An 18,327-nucleotide genomic window follows, 5' to 3' on the forward strand; every position below is an offset into this window, starting at 1 on the left:
GGAGGGGCATCAGTAGTCGACCTCCTGCGAGCGGCGGCGGACCACCGTGACCTCGTCACGCTGGTTGCCGGTGGGGCCCAGGTAGTTGAAGGCGAACGTGAGCTGGGCGTAGCCGCCGATGAGGTGGGTCGGCTTGACCAGCAGGCGGGTCAGGGAGTTGTGGATGCCGCCGCGCCTGCCGGAGGTCTCGCTCTTCGGTACGTCCACCACCCGCTCCTGGGCGTGGTACATGTACACCGTCCCGGCCGGCATGCGGTGCGAGACGACCGCCCGCGCCACCACCACGCCGTTGCGGTTGACCGCCTCCACCCAGTCGTTGTCGGCGATGCCCGCGCGGGCGGCGTCGTCCGGGCTCATCCAGATGGTCGGCCCGCCCCGCGACAGCGACAGCATCAGCAGGTTGTCCTGGTACTCGGAGTGGATCGACCACTTGGAGTGCGGGGTGAGGTAGCGCACGACGACGCCCTCGGCGCCGCCCTCCCCGATGCCCGGCTCGCCGAACAGCGCGGTCATGTTCAGCGGCGGCCGGTAGACCGGCAGCGCCTCCCCGGCCTCGTGCATCCAGTCGTGGTCCAGGAAGAAGTGCTGGCGTCCGGTGAGGGTGTGCCAGGGTTTGCGGTGCTCGACGTTGACGGTGAACGCCGAGTAGCGGCGCCCGCCGGTCTCGCTGCCCGACCACTCCGGCGAGGTGGTCACCGGCACCGGGCGGGCCTGGGTGTCGGCGAAGGTGATCCGCTTGTGCTCGTCGGCGAGCCCCTCGAACGAGGTCCCGGTACGGCGGGCCAGCGTGGCGAACCCCTGCGCGGCCAGCCGCCCGTTGGTGGTGCCCGACAGGGCGAGGATCGCCTCGCACATGTCCACGTCGCGGGCCAGGGACGGCCGGCCGTCGGCCACTCCGCCGCGGACGGCGCCGTTGACGTGCCGCAGCCGGTCCACCTCCTCCGCCACGTCGTAGGTGATGCCCTTGGTGGTCGCCCCGAGCCGGTCCGCCAGGGGGCCGAGCGCCGCCATCTTCTCCGCGACGGCGCCGTAGTCGCGCTCGACCGTCACGATCTTCGGGAAGTCCCGGCCGGGCGCGGGCGTCTCGCCGGTCCGCCGCCAGTCGCGCACCCGGCCGTGCGGGGTGGCCAGCTCGTCGGGGGTGTCGTGCAGCAGCGGCACCGCCACCAGGTCCCGCCGTACCCCGAGGTGGGTGCGGGCCAGGGCGCTGAACGCCTCGGCGACGGCGGTGAACGCGGCGAAGTCGGTGCGGGTCTGCCAGGGCGGGTCGATCGCGGGGGAGAAGGCGTGCACGAACGGGTGCATGTCGGTCGAGGACAGGTCGTGCTTCTCGTACCACGTCGCGGCGGGCAGCACGATGTCGGAGAACAGCGTCGTGGACGTCATACGGAAGTCCAGCGACAGCAGCAGGTCGAGCTTGCCCCGCGGAGCCTCCTCGCGCCAGCGCACGTCGCCGGGCCGCTGCTCCGGCGCGGCCTCCTCCGCCCGCACCGCCGAGTCGGTGCCCAGCAGGTGGCGGAGGAAGTACTCGTTGCCCTTGGCCGACGAGCCCAGCAGGTTGGCCCGCCACACGGTCAGCACCCGCGGCCAGTTGCCCGGCGCGTCGGGGTCCTCGCAGGCGAAGCCGAGGTCGCCCGAGGCCACCCGCCCGGCGACGTACGCCCCCGCCTCCAGCCCCGACGCGGCGGCCTCGTCGGCCAGGTCCAGGGGGTTGCGGTCGAACGTCGGGTACGACGGCATCCAGCCCAGCCGCGCCGACTGCGACAGCAGGTCCGCGGTGGCCCTGCCGGCGAACGAGCCGTCACCGAGCGGGGAGGAGACGGCGTCGGCGGTGTAGGTGTCGTAGCGCCACTGGTCGGTGTGCAGGTACCAGTAGGCGGTGCCGATCATCTGCCGGGGCGGGCGCGACCAGTCGAGCCCGGACGCCAGCTGCGCCCACCCGGTGATGGGCCGGCACTTCTCCTGCCCCACGTAGTGCGCCCAGCCGCCGCCGTTGACGCCCTGGCAGCCGGTCAGCGTGGTCAGCGCCAGGAACGAGCGGTAGATCGTGTCGGAGTGGAACCAGTGGTTGGTCCCCGCCCCCATGATGATCATCGAGCGGCCGCCGGACTCCTCGGCCGTGCGGGCGAACTCCCGGGCGATCCGCGCCGCCCGCGCCGCCGGCACCCCGGTCACCGCCTCCTGCCAGGCCGGGGTGTACGGCTCGGCCGCGTCCTCGTAGGAGGACGGCCAGTCACCCGGCAGGCCGGGACGGGTCACGCCGTACTGGGCGAGCAGGAGGTCGAAGACCGTGGTGACGAGGCGGCCGGCGACCCGCAGCACGGGCACCCCGCGGCGCAGCACCCCGTCGCCGCCCGGCCGGTCGAAGCGGGGCAGCGCGACCGGGACGGCCTCGGCCCCGGGCAGGCCGTGCAGGGACGCCGCCGGGTCGATGTCGCCCAGGTCGAGGTTCCAGCGGCCCTCGCCCCCGGCGGAGTAGCGGAAGCCGAGCGAGCCGTTGGGCACGGCCGGACCGCCGGTCGCGAGGTCCCAGAGCACCGTCTTGAACGCCGCCTCGGCCGCCTCGGCCGCCTCGGCCGCCTCGGCCGTGTCCGCCCGCGCGGCCGCCTCCCCACCGAGGTCGGCGGCGGTCAGGAACTTCCCCGGCACGAACGAGCCGTCGCGCTCCTCCAGCGCGACCAGGAACGGCAGGTCGGTGTGGCGCCGGACGTAGTCGTCGAAGTACGGCGTCCGCCGGTCGACGAAGAACTCCTTCAGGATCACGTGCCCCATGGCCATGGCCAGCGCGCCGTCGGTGCCCGGGTGCGGGGCCAGCCACTCGTCGGCGAACTTGGTCGCGTCGCTGTAGTCGGGGGAGACGACCACGACCTTCTGCCCGCGGTAGCGGGCCTCGGCCATGTAGTGCGCGTCGGGGGTGCGGGTGACCGGCACGTTGGAGCCCCACAGCATCAGGTAGGCGGCGTCCCACCAGTCGGCCGACTCCGGCACGTCGGTCTGGTCGCCGAAGACCTGCGGGGAGGCGACCGGCAGGTCGGCGTACCAGTCGTAGAACGACAGCATGGTCCCGCCGATCAGCGAGACGAACCGGGCGCCCGCGGCGTGGGAGACCATGGACATCGCGGGGATGGGGGAGAACCCGGCGACCCGGTCGGGGCCGTACGTCCTGATGGTGTGCACGTGCGCGGCGGCGATCATCTCCGTCGCCTCGTCCCAGGTGACGCGGACCAGGCCGCCCTTGCCCCGGGCCGACTGGTAACGGCGGCGCCGTACCGGGTCGGAGACGACGTCGGCCCAGGCGGCCACCGGGTCGCCGAGCCGCGCCCTCGCCTCCCGGTACATCTCCACCAGCACGCCGCGGGCGTAGGGGAAGCGGACCCGGGTGGGGGAGTAGGTGTACCAGGAGAACGCGGCGCCCCGCGGGCAGCCGCGCGGCTCGTACGCGGGCCGGTCGGGGCCGACGCCGGGATAGTCGGTCTGCTGCGCCTCCCAGGTGATGATCCCGTCCTTGACGTAGACCTTCCACGAGCAGGAGCCGGTGCAGTTCACCCCGTGCGTCGAGCGCACCACCCGGTCGTGGCTCCACCGGTCGCGGTAGAAGGCGTCGCCCTGCCGGCCGCCGATCTTGTACAGCGTCCGCAGGTCCGCGGACACCTCTCCCGGACGCAGGTGGCCGCCCAGCCGGAGCAGGGCGTCGCTGACGGGTCCGTCCATGGCGGTCATGCGGTGCCCTCCCTAGGCCTCTTCGGCTCGCTCGGCTCGCTCGGCTCGCTCGGCTCGCTCGGCTCGTTCGCGCCGGGCGCGAAGCGGCGATCCACGGCGGTCATACGGCGGTCTCCTTCACGCCCGGCTTCACACTGAGCGCGAAGCGGCAGTAGACGAAAGCGGCGGCGGCGACCGTCGCCAGCAGCATCAGGCCGATGGCGTAGGAGCCGGTCGCCTGGTAGATCAGCCCCATCACGATCGGCGGCAGGAACCCGCCGAGCCCGCCGGCCGCGCCGACCACGCCGGTCGCGCTGCCGACCATCGGGCCCGGGACCGTCCGCCCCAGCAGGGCGAACACCGCGCCGTTGCCCACGCCGAGCGCCGCGGCCATGGTCAGGAAGGCGGCCGTGGCCAGCGGCATCGCCGGGGTGAAGGCCACCACGACCGCGCACGCCGTCACGACCGCCAACGCCGCGGCCAGCACCGGGCGGCCCCCAAGCCGGTCGGCCAGCCAGCCGCCCACCGGGCGGGCGACGGTGGCCAGCACCACGAACCCGGCTGCCCGGGCCGCGGCGTCGGCGACGGTCAGGCCGTAGCCGGACCTGAGGTACAGCGGCAGGTAGACGCCGAAGGCGACGAACCCGCCGAAGGTCAGCGCGTACATCGCCGCCAGTTCGCGGGTGACGCGCAGCCGCGCCGCGGCGAGGAACCGGGCGGTGAACGGCTCGGCCGACGGCCGGGTGCCCGGGGCGTTGCGGCCCACCGCCCAGAAGACCACGCCGACCACGACGAGCGCGGCGGCGACCACGAAGAACGGCGTCTGGCGGCCGTAGGCGTCCGCCAGGCGCGGGGTGGCGAAGCCGGAGATCGCGGTGCCGATGTTGCCCATGCCGAAGATCCCCAGCGCGAGCCCGCGGCGCTCCGGCGGGAACCACGCGTTGACGTACGGCACGCCGATCGCGAAGGTCGCCCCCGTCATGCCGAGCAGGAAGCCGCCGGTCAGCAGCGCCGGGTAGTTCTCGGCGAAGGCCAGGAACACCACCGGCGCGACGCCCAGCAGGCTCGCCGCCGCGAAGACCGCGCGCCCGCCGTAGCGGTCGGTCAGCCCGCCGAGCACGATCCGGCCCAGTGAGCCGACGATGACCGGGACGGCGACCAGGATCGACACCTCGCCCGGACTCAGGCGGAGAAGCTCCTGGTAGGCCGGGCCGAGCGGGCTGAGCAGGGCCCAGGCCCAGAAGTTCACCGCGAACGCGACGGTCGCCAGCGTCAGCGCGGTCGCCGCGCCTCTCCCGGCTCCGGTCGCCCGCGCGGCGGTCTGCGAGGTGGTCCTCATCGCGGCGAAACCCTCCGATCCCTCATGGCGGCGAGCACTCGGAGATCACCTTCTCCGGAGGGCACGTCCGAACATCAGGGTCTTTGGTCCCATCGCCTCCGCCCAATGGCACATACCGGCCAGGAGACGGTAAAAGTTCTCACGCCGCCGCCCGCGCCGGGCGGCGGCGCGGGCGGCGGGATCTTCAGTGCGGGATCTTCAGTGCGGGGTCCTCACCGCGGGATCCTCAGCGCGGGGTCCTCAGTGCAGGTCCTCAGCGGGTGGGGTCGAGGTCGCGCAGGGCCTCGGGCTGCTTGCCGGTGGTGATCTGCTCGGCGAGCATGCGCCCGGTCACCGGCCCGTGGGTGAACCCCCACATGCCGTGCCCGCCTGCGACGAACCTGCCCGGCGCGCGGGTCGCGCCGACCAGCGGACGCCCGTCGGGCGTGACGGGGCGGGGGCCGACCCAGGTGTCGGTCCGCTCCTCCCAGGAGACGCCGGCCAGCAACGGCCGGGCCGACTCGATGATGGCCTCGACGCGCCGCGCGTCCAGCGGGGCGTCCGCGTCGCGGAACTCCATCGTCCCGGCGACGCGCAGCCCGCCCCGGTACGGCGTGCAGGCCACGCGCACGGCGGGCAGGTAGACCGGCCCGGGAACCGGCTCGGCGGTCGGCACGGTGAAGGAGTAGCCGCGTCCGGCGCGCACCGGCGTCCGCACCCCCCACTCCCGGCCGAGCACGTTCAGCCAGGCCCCGGTGGCCAGGACGACGGCGTCAGCGGTGACGTCGTCGCCCGCGCCGGACCGGACGGTGAGCCGGCCCGCGTCGTCGCGCACCCCGGTCACCCGGAAGCCGGACCTGATGACGCCGCCGCGGGCGACGACGGAACGGGCCAGCGAGCGGGTGAACTCCCCGGGGTCGACGTAACGCTGGCCGTCCAGCCGGATCCCGACCCGCACCCCGGAGGAGAGCTGCGGCGCGTACGCGGCGAGGCGGTCGCGGTCGAGCACCTCGTAGTCGATGTGCAGCCCGGACCGGTTGATGCGGCGCAGCTGGTGCAGGAGTCCCACGGCCTGGCGCGGGGTCGCGAACCCGGCCAGGATCGGCGCCTCGACCGTGGGCGCCTCGACGCCGTTGGCGGTGAGCACGTCGAACGCCTCCAGGCACTCCTCGTTGAACGGGAGGTTGGCCTTCACGGCGCGGCCCCACGACCGCCAGGTGCAGTTGGCGGTGAACCGGGCGAGGAAGGACCACAGCCCCGTGTCCAGGGTGGCCGGCACGTGCAGCGGGGCGCTCGGGTCGAGCAGGGAGCGCATGCCGTAGCGCAGCACCCCGGGCTCGTTCAGCGGGATGGCCAGCCCGGGGGAGAGCCAGCCCGCGTTGCCCCACGACGCGCCCGCGGCGACCCCGTCGCGGTCCACCACGGTGACCTCCACACCGCGTTCCTGCAGGAACCAGGCGGTGGACAGCCCCACCACACCGGCGCCGATCACCACAGCCGTGCGCGGTCCGCCCTCGATGCCCATGACAACCCTCTCCCCTCGACTCGCCGGCTCCGGCTCGTCGGCTCGCCGTGCGTCCGGGGTCTGCCCGCCGTACGTCCGGCATCCGCCGGGCGTGCGCTCGCCGTACGCCCGACGCGGGTCCGGCCCGCGTGGCACGAGCATGACGTGCCCGGCGCGGTGACGGTCTGTGCGCGTCGGACAACCGGGGGCGCCGGGTTTGTCCGGCCGTGACAAACGCCGGGATCGTATCCGGCCGCGACGAACACCGGGATCGTGTCCGGCCGCGACGAACACGGGGGCCGCCGCCGGCGTTCCCGGAAACCGTCGCGACGAACACCGGGGCCGCCGCCGGCGTTCCCGGAAACCGCCGGGACGCCTTCGGGAACCGCCGGGGCGTCCCCCGAAGCCGCGGACGCCGGAGGACCGGGCCGCCGTCCCGGGGTCAGGGGCGCTCGTCCTGCCCGGCGGCCAGCGCGATGATCATCGCCAGCCGCTTCTCCGGCAGCTCCAGCTGCAGGTTCGTGAGCTCCCTCATCCTGCGCATCCGGTAGCGGACGGTGTTGGGATGGACGCCCAGGCGGCCCGCGGCGGCCACCGGATCCCCCTGTTCCTCCAGCCAGGCGCGCAGCGTCGCGACGTACCGGGTGCCGTGTTCGGCGTCGTGCCGGGTCAGCTCGGCGACCGGCCCGCGGGCCGGGACGCGCCCGGCGGAGGCGGCCGCCCGCAGGCGCTGCAACAGGATCCCGTCCCACGACTCGTCGTAGACGACCGCCAGGTCGCCGCCGGGCCGGGCGGCTCGCAGGGCGAGACTCTCGTCGGCCTCCTGCCGGCTCGCGGGCAGCCGGCCCAGGTCCGCGGCCCCGCCGACGCCGGCGAACACGGTGACCCGTCGCGGCAGGACGTTCACGATCGAGGCGATCCAGACGCGGGCGGGCCCCGGATCGCCGCCGCAGGGCAGCACCGTGTACAGGGTGTTGCCGAACAGGGCGCTTCGTCCCGGCCGTGACCAGCCGAACCCCGTGGTCGCGCGTTCGAAGGCCAGCAGGATCGCCGCGTGCCGCTCCTCGGCGACGTGGGCCTGCAGGGCGATCACCCGGAACAGGGCGCCGGGCAGGCCCAGCCGGCTGACCAGGGAGGGCCCCTCGGCCGTGCCCTCCAGCAGCCGGATCACGAGGTCCGACTCCACCTGGCGTTCCAGGTCGGCGCCGACCCGGGAGCGCAGCAGGTGCAGCGCGACGGCCCGCGCCCCGTCCACGAGGGCCGTCCGGCGGCCGTCGGACAGCGGGCGCTCGCACTCCACCCAGATCGAGCCGAGCAGCTCCCGCCCGGCGCGGACCGCGACCACCATCCGCCCCCGCAGGCCGTGCTCCGGCGAGGGCTCGACGAACAGGGGCTCGTCGGAGGTCGTCAGGTGCGCGAAGACGCCTCCGCGCTCGAACAGCCCGCGCACGGCCTCCGGCACCCGCCGGCCCAGGATCGTCTCCAGCCGCGCCGGGTCGGCGGCCTGCTGCGAACCGGAGTAGGCCAGCACCCGCGACATCTGGTCCTCGATCGTCACCGCGGAGCCGACCTCGGCCGCCAGCGCGTCGGCCAGGGCGAACAGGTCGGCGGGCCCCCGCCCGGCGTCGGTCTCCCGGCCCTCGACGACCAGCCCGTACACCACGCCGGCCAGCTGGCTCCACGACACCTCCGGCTCCACCAGCAGCACGGCGATCCCGCCGTCCCGGGCGGCGGCCAGGGCCTCCTCGTCCAGCGGCGGCCGCCCGCGCACCAGCACCGCGGCGGCGCGTGCCGCCCGTGCCAGCCGTACGGCGCCGGCTGCGGAGTCCACGCCGACCGACAGGAACACGTCGCCGGTCGCGGGGGAGGGCTCGGTCGGGTCGTGTACCGCCACGCTGCGCAGCTCCACCGCCCGCGACGCCGGGGCGCAGCACAGGCGGGCGCCGTACCCGCCGAGGACGTTCACCAGCCGGTCCAGCCTCAGCACGCGCCACCACCCCCGCCCCCGCCCGTCGTACGGCCTGCGCCCGCCGGGCCCGTGCCCGCCGTACGGTCCGTGCCTGTCGTACGGTCCGTGCCCGCCGTACGGTCTGTGCCCGTTGTACGGCCTGTGCCCGCCATGCGGAGGTCCGCCACGCCGTCGCCCGCCACGGCGGCGGCCCCGCCGGTCACGACACCGCGGGTCACGACACCGCGGACGACGGCGCCGCCCAGGTGTCGCAGGCCGACGGGGAGACCGCGTGGAGACCGCGATCGAACCAGCGGCCCCGGTGCGCGCCGGTGCCATGGGTGCGTGGATCGCCGTCGTCACCGCTGTCGCCGCCGGCCCGGACCGCCTCCGCCAGCGCCTCCCAGTCCCGAGCGGTGCGGGACAGGGACCGCCGCACGCTGCCCAGGAACACCCCCGACAGGCAGTCGGCCTGCAGTTCGTAGCGGCGGCCGAGCTCGGCCCGGCGGGCGCGCTCCACCCGGACGCGGGCCTCGTAGCGGGCCCGGACGCCGGTGAGGCTCTGCAGGTGGTGGCCGTACTCGTGCGCCGCCACCTTCAGCGGGTACAGGTCGGTCCGGCCCTCGATCCACTCCCCGGTGAGCGGGAACACCACCGTGGCCCTCTCCGTGCAGTAGAAGGCGGCCGCGCCTGCGGGCCAGGGCACCCCGCACACGCGCTCGGCGGGCTCCTCGTAGAAGCGGACCGCGGGCGCGCGGAAACGCAGCCCGGCCCGCGCGAAGTGACCGGACCACGACCTGTCCAGGCACCCCATGACCGCCGTGAGGTACTCACGCCCCCGGGGGATCCCGCCGTCGACGAGCGGAGGCTCCGGGCACGACGCGGCCGCCAGCCTCCCCCTGCCCAGGGACGGGCTCCCGGCCGAGGCGCTCCGGCCGGTCGTCCCGTACGGCGCCGCGGTCGCCCCGTACGGCGCCGCCGCCGGGACGACCCGCGCGGCGGCGTGCGGGTCCGCGGCGGAGGCGGCCCGCGCGGGCGTCCCGTACGGCACCGTGGCCGCGCACGCGGCCAGGCACACGGCCACCGCCGGAACGGTCAGGCGGACGGCGGCGGCCGGGCGCCGCGAACCGGCGTCACTCGAGGGGAGGCATCGCATGACCGGCAGCTTAGAGCCCTGGCGCCGCGTGCCACCGTCAGGTGGTGAGGACCTCCACGGTGCCGTGTTCGCCGTCCACTCTGATCCGGTCGCCGTCGCGCAGGCGCATGGTCGCGTTGCCGGTGCCGACCACCGCCGGGATGCCCAGCTCGCGCGCGACGATCGAGGCGTGCGACAGGGGCGCGCCCATGTCGGTGACGACGGCGGCGGCGCGGGGGAACATCGGGGTCCAGCCGATGTTGGTCAGCGTCGTCACGAGGATCTCGCCCGGGGCGAGCCGGTCGCCGTCCTCGGGGGAGTCGATGACGCGGGCCGTGCCCTCGACGATCCCGGGCGCGCCGGGGAACCCGGTGACCGTCTCGCTCACCGGCGCACCGCCGCCCCGGGCGTCGAAGAGGTCGCGCCGCCGACCGGGGTCGGCGGCCCAGCGCTCGGGGTCGAAGCGGCCGGCGATCAGCGTGGGGTAGGCGGGCAGCGCGGCGTAGCGCTCGTAGGTCGCCCGCCGTACCGCGACCCGGTCCAGGGGGCTCTCGTCGCCGCGCAGCAGGGCGACGACCTCCTGGATCGACAGGAAGAACAGGTCGTCGCCGCGGCCGGTGAGCTCCCCGGCCCGCAGCACGAGGTCGCGTACCGCCCAGAAAGCCCGGATCACCTCGGAGCGGGTCGCCTCGCGGTCACGGACGACCAGGCTCCACCGGGCCACCCGCCGCCGCATGGCGGCGACCCTGCGCGGGAAGCGTTCCCCGAACCGCCGCCAGGCGGCCTCACCCGCCTCCCTCCGGCGGGCGAACAGCTCCTCCTCCCTGTCTTCGACCCCGGACATGGCGGCGAGCTGCGCGTCGATCCACCGCGGGTCCTCGCCGGGCCGGGGGGACGACAGCTCGAACTCGTGCGGCCCCCGGTGCCCGTACTCGCGGGCGAACGTCTCCCGGTCGATCTCACCCCTGGCCAGCCTGCCCAGGCCGACGATCGGGCCGAGGCTGGCCAGCTCCCCGTCCGCTCCGGCCCCGGTGAGCATCGCCTCGGCGTCGACCTCGCCCACCAGCCCGCGCAGCCGGTCGCGGGTCATGACCAGGGTCGCGCCGCCCTGCCGCCCGGCGGCCTCCAGCACCCGGCACGCCTCCGTCAGGTACGGCAGCAGCTCCGCCTCCCACAGTGCGGCCAGCTCGCCCGGGGAGGTCGTCCCGGCGATCCGCCCGCGCAGCCGCGCGTTGCGCTCCCTGGCCGTGGCGAGGAAGGCGGGCATCCGCGCGAGGTTGACCCGCACCCGGCGGCGCAGCGTGAAGGCCAGGGGCAGCACGGCCCTGATGATCTCCCAGCGCGAGGCGGGCAGCGGCGGCACGTCGAGACCGGCCGGGAGCCTGCCGAAGACCTGCTCGGTCGCGCCGAGCCGTCCCTTCATGCCCAGCGCCGCGGCGATCGAGTACATCACGCTGAGGTTCATGTAGAACCGGCCGCCGATGTTGCCGACCAGGTCGAAGCCGGGCAGCGTCGAGGCCGACATGGCCTCGGTGATGAAGAGCCGCACGACCGACCAGGTGCAGGGCGTCATCACGTCGGGGATGGCCTCGCCGAGGTTGGCGGAGGTCCACAGGTAGTCGCCCTTCAGGGAGTCGTTCCACTCCTCGACGGGCCGGCGCAGGCCGGTGACCGGGCGGGCCTGCAGGATGTGGAGCGTGCCGTCGTGCAGGGCCCACTCGACGTCCATGGGCGTGCCGTACAGCTCCTCGATCTCCTCGCCGAGCCGGGCCAGCCGTACGGCGAGCGCCCGGTCGAGGACGGGGCGGCGGCGCAGGTCGTCCGGGACCGGCTCCTCGCGCGTGCCGCCGGCCGTGCGGACCGTCATGACGGCCTTGTCGGCGACGTGCTCCTCGGCGACCTCGCCGGTGGACCGGTCGACCACGACGGTGTCGGGTGTCACCTGCCCGCCGACGACGGCCTCACCCAGTCCCCAGGAGGCGTTGACCACGATCCGGTCGCGGACGCCGCTGACCGGGTCGGCGGTGAACATGACGCCGGCCGCGTCGGCGGGCACGAGTTCCTGGACGACCACGGCCAGCGCCACGTCGTCGTGCGGGACGCCCTGTCCGGTCCGGTAGGCGATGGCCCGCTCGGTCCACAGCGACGCCCAGCAACGCGCGACCGCCGCCACCAGGCCGCCGGCGCGGACGTTGAGGTAGGTGTCCTGCTGCCCGGCGAAGGACATGCCGGGCAGGTCCTCGGCGGTGGCCGACGACCGTACGGCGACCGGGACGTCGTCGCCGAGCTTCGCGTGGGCGGCGAGGATCTCCGCGGCGGTCTCCCCGGGGACCTCCCGGGAGGCGAACAGCTCGGCGATCCGCCGTGCGGCCCGGTCGGCGGGCAGGTCGGCGACGGCGCGCATGATCTCCTCGTGCAGGCCGCCGCGGGAGACGAAGTCGCGGTAGGCGCCGGTGGTGACGCAGAAGCCGCCGGGCACCGGCAGGCCCGCGCGGACCAGACGGGCGAGGGAGGCGCCCTTGCCGCCCGCGGTCGCGAGGTCGGCGGCGTCGTCGGATAAGGGGATGACGTTCATCGGGGGGTCTCCTTGGTGCCCAGGGACAGGCTCAGCTTCCGCCGCGCGCTCTCCAGGACGAAGTCGATGTGCCGCAGGGTCGCCTGACGGATCTCGCGGGCGTCGTCGCCGGTGGGCGCCGTGCCGGACTCCAGCGTCCGGCCGCAGGCGTCGGCGACGAGTTCAGCCAGCCGTTCGTCGTCCGGGACGTACGGTCCGGGCAGCAGGCGGGGGATGGTCAGGAACCCGTAGAGGATGGACGAGAGGGCCGTCACGTGCTCGGCGGGCGTCAGGTCGGCCCGCAGCGCGCCGCGCCGGGTCAGTTCGGCGAGGTAGGGGCCGAGCCCGGCGCGCAGCTCGGCGTCCGCCGGGCCGTCGCGCTTGGCCCGGGTGAGCCCGCCCAGCACCTCCGAGTCGCCGAGGAGGCTCGCCCGCAGCAGGGGCCTGCGCAGCAGCCCGGCGGCGAGCAGGCCGAGCAGGTCGCGGAGCCGGCCGGGGGTGTCTTCCACGCTTTTCCGCACGTCGGCGGCCATCTCGGCCCGCTCCCGGCGCAGCAGCGCGGCGAACAACTCCTCGCGGGTCCGCCAGTGCAGGTAGATCGTGCCCTTGGCGACCCCGGCGCGGCGGGCGATGTCCCCGACCGTGGTGGCGTCGTAGCCCCGGTCGAGGACGAGGTCGCAGGCGGTGTCGAGGATGCGGTGCGCCCGCTCCAGGTGCCGGGCGGCGTCGCGCGGGGGCCGGCCGGGCCGCCGGGGCCGCGCCCCGGCCCCGTCTCCGGGGCCGTCTCCGGGGCCGTTCCGCGAGTCGCCCGGCGGGCCGTGCGTGTCGCCGGACGGTTCGCCGGGCGAGCCGTCATGGGGTCTGGTCTGTGCCGTCATGTCCTTGAGAACCAGCCGTTCCAAGAATTTTGACCAAACTCCACTGTTTGGTCATTTAATTGATAGCACATCCCTGGACGGCCCGGCGGGAGGGGGCCGGACCGCTCCCGCGGCCCCGCGCCGTGCCCGGAAGGAGCCGCCCCGGCCGTCCAGGGATTCGCGGGCTCACTGCGTCCGCGGCGTAAAAGGGGGTGAAGCTCCTCGGACTCGGTGCGAGGCTGGGCCCGTGAGCGATACGCGGACCGTGGTCCTGGTCGAGGGCGTCAGCGACAGGTCGGCCGTCGAGGCGCTGGCCGCGCGCCGTGGCCTGGACCTGGCGGCCGAGGGCGTCTCCGTCGTGGCGATGGGCGGGGCCACGAACATCGGGGCCCACGTCGGCAGGTTCGGTCCCGCCGGTAGCGGTCTCCGGCTGGCCGGCCTGTGCGACGCAGGGGAGGAGGGCGACTTCCGGCGGGCACTCGAGCGCGCCGGTCTCGGGCCGGGTCCCGGCCGGAGCGGTCTGGAGGCGCTCGGATTCTTCGTGTGCGTCGCCGACCTGGAGGACGAGCTGATCCGCGCCCTCGGCGCCGCCGCGGTCGAGCGCGTCCTCGACGCCGAGGGTGAGCTCGGCTCGTTCCGCACCCTGCAGAGGCAGCCCGCGTGGCGCGGACGCGACACGCACGATCAGCTGCGCCGGTTCATGGGCGCGGGCGGCGGTCGCAAGATCCGCTACTCCGCCCTGCTCGCCGCGGCACTCGACCCCGACCGGGTGCCGCGACCGCTGGACGGGCTGCTGGCCTGCCTCTCCGGCCGCTGACCGCCGGGGGACGTACGGGAACCAGGCCGGGAACGATCCGGGCTTTCCGGCTGCCCGGATCAGGGACACGGGAAAGGCCGCACAGCGGTACCCGCTCCACATCGGGGGACGCCGCCGACCGCGGCACCCCGTAGATGCCACGCCGGTCCTGGAACCGGAGCCTGAAACTTCTCGGACGCCCGCTCAGCGGTCCGCGGCCGAGCGCTCGGCGGTACGGCGGGAGCGAGCCAGGGACAGTCCGCCGAGGACCGCGGCGGCCAGTCCGAACGCCAAGGCCAGGGCGCCTCCGAACACTCCGTTCCCGGTGCCGAGGCCGCCGTCGGCGACCGCCAGGTTCACCGCGCCGTTGACCGCGGCGATGAGGCCCCCGGCCAGGGCTGCGACGGCTGCTCTCCTCCGGCCGTCGCCGGTGCGACGGCCGGAGCGCGGCGCCGGCCGGCCGATGGCCACGGCACCCATGACCACGGCGCCCAACGCCAGCAGTGCGGCCATGCTGGCCCAGATCCGCTGAGGAGTGCCGAGGAAGGTGCCGACACCCTGACCCGCGCATTCCGTCGCACTCGTACAGATCGGTGTGGCGACCACAGACAGGACGGACATGAGGTGCTCCCCTCTCCCCGCGACCGGACGCTTCTGCGACCGGACGCTTCGTGTGACCGGGCGCTTCTGCGACCGGGCGCTTCGTGTGACCGGACGCCAGAACCATGCCCGCCGGACCCGCCGCCGGGCATCCGCCTGCGGAGGTGCTTCTCTCTGTCGCAGACGCCGTACGAGCCGGGCGGATCTACCGCGTCCGGGGTAGGGGAGGGCCCGTGCCGTACCGGCCGGTCGCCGGGGCGGGCTGGACGGAATACCGTGATTGCATGCGCCTGACCGCCTTCACCGACATCTCGCTCCGCATCGTGATGCGGCTGGCCGTGGCGGACGGCGAGGAGCAGCCCGCGACCCGGTCGGTCGCCGAGGTACTGGCCGTGCCGTACACCCACGCGGCCAAGGCGGTGGCGCGGCTGAGCGAGATGGGGCTGGTGGACACCCGGCGCGGGCGAGGGGGAGGGCTGCGGCTGACCGGGGCGGGTCACCGGGCGTCGGTCGGCGCCATCGTCCGCGCGCTGGAGGGCGACGGCGACGTGGTCGGCTGTGAGGACGCGGTGCCCTGCCCGCTGCGGGCCGCGTGCCGGCTGCGCGGGGCGCTGGCGCGGGCCAGGGAGGCGTTCTACGCCGCGCTCGACCCGGTCACGATCGACGAGCTGGTGACGGAGCCGACCGGACCGGTGCTGCTCGGACTGCTGCCGCCGAGGACGCCGTCCCGGAAGCCGTCCGAGGAGGCAGCCGGGGTGACGTCGGGAGCGCCGTCCACCGCGTTCTGAGGCCCCCGATGGGACACCCCCGTCGCGGAACCCGCTGAACAGGGGATTTCCGGATGATGTGACTTTCGGCCCTATGGCGGGTGACCTCCGGCCCCGGAGGAGGGGCGGCCACGCGGTCTTTAATATGTATGTGAGATGCAAATTAAGTTGGCCGCATCTCCCCGCACCCGTCGCAGGAGGTCCAATGCTGTCCGCGGAGTCCGCAGCGATCGTCCGTAGCACGCTGCCGGTCATCGGAGCGTCGCTCGACGACATCACCGCCCGGTTCTACGGCACGATGTTCGCCGAGCGCCCGGAGCTGCTCGACGGCCTGTTCAACCGCGGCAACCAGGCCAGCGGGGCCCAGCGCCGCGCCCTGGCCGGCTCCATCGCCGCGTTCGCCACGATGCTGCTGGACAACCCCGGTGAGCGCCCCGACGCGCTGCTGGCCCGCATCGCGCACAAGCACACCTCGCTCGGGGTCACCGACGACCAGTACGTGATCGTCCACAAGTACCTCTTCGGCGCGATCGCCGAGGTGCTGGGCGACGCCGTCACCCCGGACGTCGCCGCCGCCTGGGACGAGGTGTACTGGCTGATGGCCGGTTCGCTGATCGCCATGGAGGCCCGTCTCTACGCCGAGGCGGGCATCGCCGACGGCGACAGCCGGCGCCGGTGGCGCGTCGTCGGACGCCGCGAGGAGACGCCCGACGTGGTGTCCTTCCTGCTGCGCCCGGCCGACGGCGGGCCGGTCCCGCCCGCCCGTCCCGGCCAGTACGTCAGCGTCGAGGCGCGCATGCCCGACGGCGTGCGCCAGCTCCGCCAGTACAGCCTGTCGGGCCTTTCAAGCGAGGACGGCCTCCGGCGCATCACCGTCAAGCGGGTGCGCGGCGAGGGCGGCCCGGACGGCGAGGTCTCCAACCTCCTGCACGCCGCCGTCCGCGAAGGGGACGAGCTGACCCTGACCGCGCCCTTCGGCGACGTGGCCCTGGAGGACGGCGACGGCCCGCTCGTGCTCACCTCGGCCGGCATCGGCTGCACCCCCATGGTCGCCATGCTGGAGCACCTGGTCCGCACCGGCTCCACGCGGCGCGTGCTGGTGCTGCACGCCGACCGCTCCCCGGCGGACCACGCGCTGCGCGAGGACACCGAGCGCCTGGTCGCCGCGCTGCCCGACGCGACGCGCCTCTTCTGGTACGAGGACGGCGCGGCGGGCGGAGAGCGCTCCGGGTGGATGGACCTCGCCGGGACGGAGGTCCCGGAGGGGGCGACGGCCTACCTGTGCGGTCCGCTGCCCTTCATGCGGGCGGCGCGCTCGGCGCTGATCGGCGCGGGCGTGGCGGCGCGGGACGTCCACTACGAGGTCTTCGGCCCCGACCTGTGGCTCGGCTCCGAGGGCTGAGCCCCGCCGGCCCCGGCCGGACCACCCGTCATCGGCCGCGGGCCCCTACGCGGGGCCCGCTCCGGGACCGTCCGCCCGGACGGAGCCGGGACCGGTCGCGAGACCCTCGACCGGGGCCAGCGGCTCGACGGCCGGTCCCTGAAGGACCTCGCCGTCCACGCCGAAGCGTGAGCCGTGACAGGGGCACTCCCAGGCGCGTTCGGCGTCGTTGAACCCCACCACGCAGCCCAGATGGGTGCAGACCGCGGAGACGGCGTGCAGGCGGCCGGCCTCGTCCCGGTGCACGGCGCACCGCTCCCCGCCGATCTTGAGCACCGCGCTCTCGCCCGGCCGGAGGGCCTCGGCCTCCTCCGCCTGTCCCGCGCCGAAGCGGTCGGCGACGAAGTGCCGCGCCACCGTGGCCTGCATGCGCAGCGCCGCGCCCGCCTCGCGCACCGGGTGCAGCCGGCGGGGGTCGTACAGCTTCGCCCAGGGGGAGCCGCCCCCGGTGATCAGCTCGGCCAGCAGCCGTCCCGCCATGACCCCGTTGCTCATGCCCCACCCGCCGAACCCGGTGGCGACGTAGGCGTGCCGGGCCCCGGGGTGCAGGAGGCCGACGAACGGCAGCCGGTCGGCGGTGTGGTTGTCCTGGGCCGCCCACCGGTAGGAGATCTCCTCGGCGCCGAACCTGTCGGCCACCCAGGAGGCCAGCCGTGCGAAGCGGTCGCCGACCCTCCCGGCGCCGGGCTTGAACGTCTCTCCGGTGACGATCAGCAGCCGCCGGCCCTCGTCGTACGGGGCGGTGCGGACCGAGCGGGTGTTGTCCTCGGACGTGACGAACATGCCCTCGGGCGCCCGGTCCGCGGGCACGGCCGCCGCCACGACCAGCTCGCGGCTCGGCTCCATCCGGGAGAACAGCAGCGCCCGGTCGAAGATCGGATAGTGCGTGGCCACCACCACGTCGCGGGCGGTGACGGTGACGCCGTCGGAGGTGGTGACGCGGCACGGGTCGCTCTCGGACAGCTCCGTCACCCGGCTGTGCTCGAAGACCAGCGCACCGCCCGCCACCAGGGCGTCGACCAGGCCCATGAGGTAGCGGCGCGGGTGGAACTGCGCCTGGTCGTCCACCCGCACCGCCCCGGCGACCGGGAACGGCAGCGGCGTCTCGGTGACGAACGACGCGGGCAGCCCCGCCCGTGCCGCGGCCTCGGCCTCGGCGCACAGCTCCTCGGCGCCCTCGGACGACTCGGCGTAGGTGAACGCGGGCATCCGCTCCACCTCGGCGTCGATCCCCAGCTCGCCCGCCGTGGCGATCAGGTGCTCGATCGCCGCCTGCTGGGAGGAGGCGTACAGCCGGGCGGTCTCCGCGCCCGCCGACTTCTCCAGGTGGGCGTAGATCCGCGTGTGCTGGGCGGTGAGCTTGGCGGTGGTGTTGCCGGTGACGCCCCCCGCGACCTGGCCCGCCTCGACCACGGCCACCGTACGGCCCGCACGCTGCAGCTCCCAGGCGGCGCTGAGCCCGGCCATCCCCGCGCCGACGACCACGACGTCGACCTCCAGGTCCTGTACCAGGGTCGCGTGCGGCCGGCCGGGGGCCGATTCCATCCAGTAAGACTGCGTCGTCATGCCGCGCCCCTGCCCTCGTCACCGCCCGTCACACACGGGGACGGCGGACGCGGGGCCGGGCGCGGGGGATCCGGCGCGTGTGGAGCGCGTGGATCCCGCGCCCGCGGGCCCCCCTCCCGGGTCCTCGCGCGCGACCCCCGCC

The 18,327-nt window shown here is 75.0% G+C and carries 12 protein-coding genes; 3 read left to right on the plus strand and 9 right to left on the minus strand.

Annotation, left to right across the window (positions count from 1 at the left end; all coding sequences use genetic code 11):
* Window positions 1–9 precede the first annotated feature (9 nt).
* The 7 genes from AB0D67_RS01325 to AB0D67_RS01355 all read right to left on the minus strand — a co-directional run bounded on the left by AB0D67_RS01325 (window position 10) and on the right by AB0D67_RS01355 (window position 13,060).
* Entirely contained in the window at window positions 10–3,720 is a 3,711-nt protein-coding gene (locus AB0D67_RS01325) for a nitrate reductase subunit alpha (protein ID WP_362928550.1), read from the minus strand.
* Between the two features lie 100 nt (window positions 3,721–3,820).
* Entirely contained in the window at window positions 3,821–5,038 is a 1,218-nt protein-coding gene (locus tag AB0D67_RS01330; protein ID WP_362928552.1) for an MFS transporter, read from the minus strand.
* A gap of 253 nt (window positions 5,039–5,291) precedes the next feature.
* Window positions 5,292–6,542, minus strand: a complete 1,251-nt coding sequence (locus AB0D67_RS01335) for an FAD-dependent oxidoreductase (RefSeq protein WP_362928554.1) — start codon at window positions 6,540–6,542, stop codon at window positions 5,292–5,294.
* 421 nt (window positions 6,543–6,963) lie between these two features.
* Entirely contained in the window at window positions 6,964–8,508 is a 1,545-nt protein-coding gene (locus tag AB0D67_RS01340) for a helix-turn-helix domain-containing protein (RefSeq protein WP_362928556.1), read from the minus strand.
* Between the two features lie 196 nt (window positions 8,509–8,704).
* Entirely contained in the window at window positions 8,705–9,625 is a 921-nt protein-coding gene (locus AB0D67_RS01345; RefSeq protein ID WP_362928558.1) for a neutral zinc metallopeptidase, read from the minus strand.
* A gap of 37 nt (window positions 9,626–9,662) precedes the next feature.
* Window positions 9,663–12,179: a PEP/pyruvate-binding domain-containing protein gene (locus tag AB0D67_RS01350; RefSeq protein WP_362928560.1), complete on the minus strand. Its 2,517-nt coding sequence runs from the start codon at window positions 12,177–12,179 to the stop codon at window positions 9,663–9,665.
* Entirely contained in the window at window positions 12,176–13,060 is an 885-nt protein-coding gene (locus tag AB0D67_RS01355; protein ID WP_362928562.1) for a helix-turn-helix domain-containing protein, read from the minus strand. Before AB0D67_RS01355 ends, AB0D67_RS01350 begins: the two co-directional genes overlap by 4 nt.
* A gap of 202 nt (window positions 13,061–13,262) precedes the next feature.
* Here AB0D67_RS01355 and AB0D67_RS01360 point away from each other — a divergent pair, with 202 nt between their 5' ends.
* The gene (locus AB0D67_RS01360; protein ID WP_362928564.1) at window positions 13,263–13,832 is read left to right on the plus strand and encodes a TOPRIM nucleotidyl transferase/hydrolase domain-containing protein; all 570 of its coding nucleotides are present in this window, start codon (window positions 13,263–13,265) and stop codon (window positions 13,830–13,832) included.
* A gap of 183 nt (window positions 13,833–14,015) precedes the next feature.
* On the opposite strand, the gene AB0D67_RS01365 is transcribed toward AB0D67_RS01360, so the two are convergent.
* A complete protein-coding gene (locus AB0D67_RS01365; protein WP_362928566.1) occupies window positions 14,016–14,432 on the minus strand; it encodes a DUF6223 family protein in 417 nt (138 codons plus the stop codon).
* Between the two features lie 263 nt (window positions 14,433–14,695).
* On the opposite strand from AB0D67_RS01365, the gene AB0D67_RS01370 reads away from it, so the two are divergent.
* Both AB0D67_RS01370 and AB0D67_RS01375 read left to right on the plus strand, forming a co-directional pair.
* Entirely contained in the window at window positions 14,696–15,199 is a 504-nt protein-coding gene (locus tag AB0D67_RS01370) for an Rrf2 family transcriptional regulator (protein ID WP_362928568.1), read from the plus strand.
* Window positions 15,200–15,383: 184 nt separating this feature from the next.
* Window positions 15,384–16,580: a globin domain-containing protein gene (locus AB0D67_RS01375; RefSeq protein ID WP_362928569.1), complete on the plus strand. Its 1,197-nt coding sequence runs from the start codon at window positions 15,384–15,386 to the stop codon at window positions 16,578–16,580.
* Between the two features lie 45 nt (window positions 16,581–16,625).
* Here AB0D67_RS01375 and AB0D67_RS01380 read toward each other — a convergent pair whose 3' ends face one another.
* A complete protein-coding gene (locus AB0D67_RS01380) occupies window positions 16,626–18,185 on the minus strand; it encodes an FAD-dependent oxidoreductase (RefSeq protein ID WP_362928571.1) in 1,560 nt (519 codons plus the stop codon).
* Between the last annotated feature and the right edge of the window lie 142 nt (window positions 18,186–18,327).

The organism is Streptosporangium sp. NPDC048047 (genome assembly GCF_040653115.1).
Classification (GTDB): domain Bacteria; phylum Actinomycetota; class Actinomycetes; order Streptosporangiales; family Streptosporangiaceae; genus Streptosporangium.

Bases quoted from the DNA above. Each gene is read 5' to 3' on its own strand.
- AB0D67_RS01335 (WP_362928554.1), bottom strand. From the start codon at position 6,542: ATGGGCATCGAGGGCGGACCGCGCACGGCTGTGGTGATCGGCGCCGGT.
- AB0D67_RS01365 (WP_362928566.1), bottom strand. From the start codon at position 14,432: ATGTCCGTCCTGTCTGTGGTCGCCACACCGATCTGTACGAGTGCGACG.
- AB0D67_RS01350 (WP_362928560.1), bottom strand. From the start codon at position 12,179: ATGAACGTCATCCCCTTATCCGACGACGCCGCCGACCTCGCGACCGCG.
- AB0D67_RS01345 (WP_362928558.1), bottom strand. From the start codon at position 9,625: ATGCGATGCCTCCCCTCGAGTGACGCCGGTTCGCGGCGCCCGGCCGCC.
- AB0D67_RS01370 (WP_362928568.1), top strand. From the start codon at position 14,696: ATGCGCCTGACCGCCTTCACCGACATCTCGCTCCGCATCGTGATGCGG.
- AB0D67_RS01380 (WP_362928571.1), bottom strand. From the start codon at position 18,185: ATGACGACGCAGTCTTACTGGATGGAATCGGCCCCCGGCCGGCCGCAC.
- AB0D67_RS01325 (WP_362928550.1), bottom strand. From the start codon at position 3,720: ATGACCGCCATGGACGGACCCGTCAGCGACGCCCTGCTCCGGCTGGGC.
- AB0D67_RS01375 (WP_362928569.1), top strand. From the start codon at position 15,384: ATGCTGTCCGCGGAGTCCGCAGCGATCGTCCGTAGCACGCTGCCGGTC.
- AB0D67_RS01330 (WP_362928552.1), bottom strand. From the start codon at position 5,038: ATGAGGACCACCTCGCAGACCGCCGCGCGGGCGACCGGAGCCGGGAGA.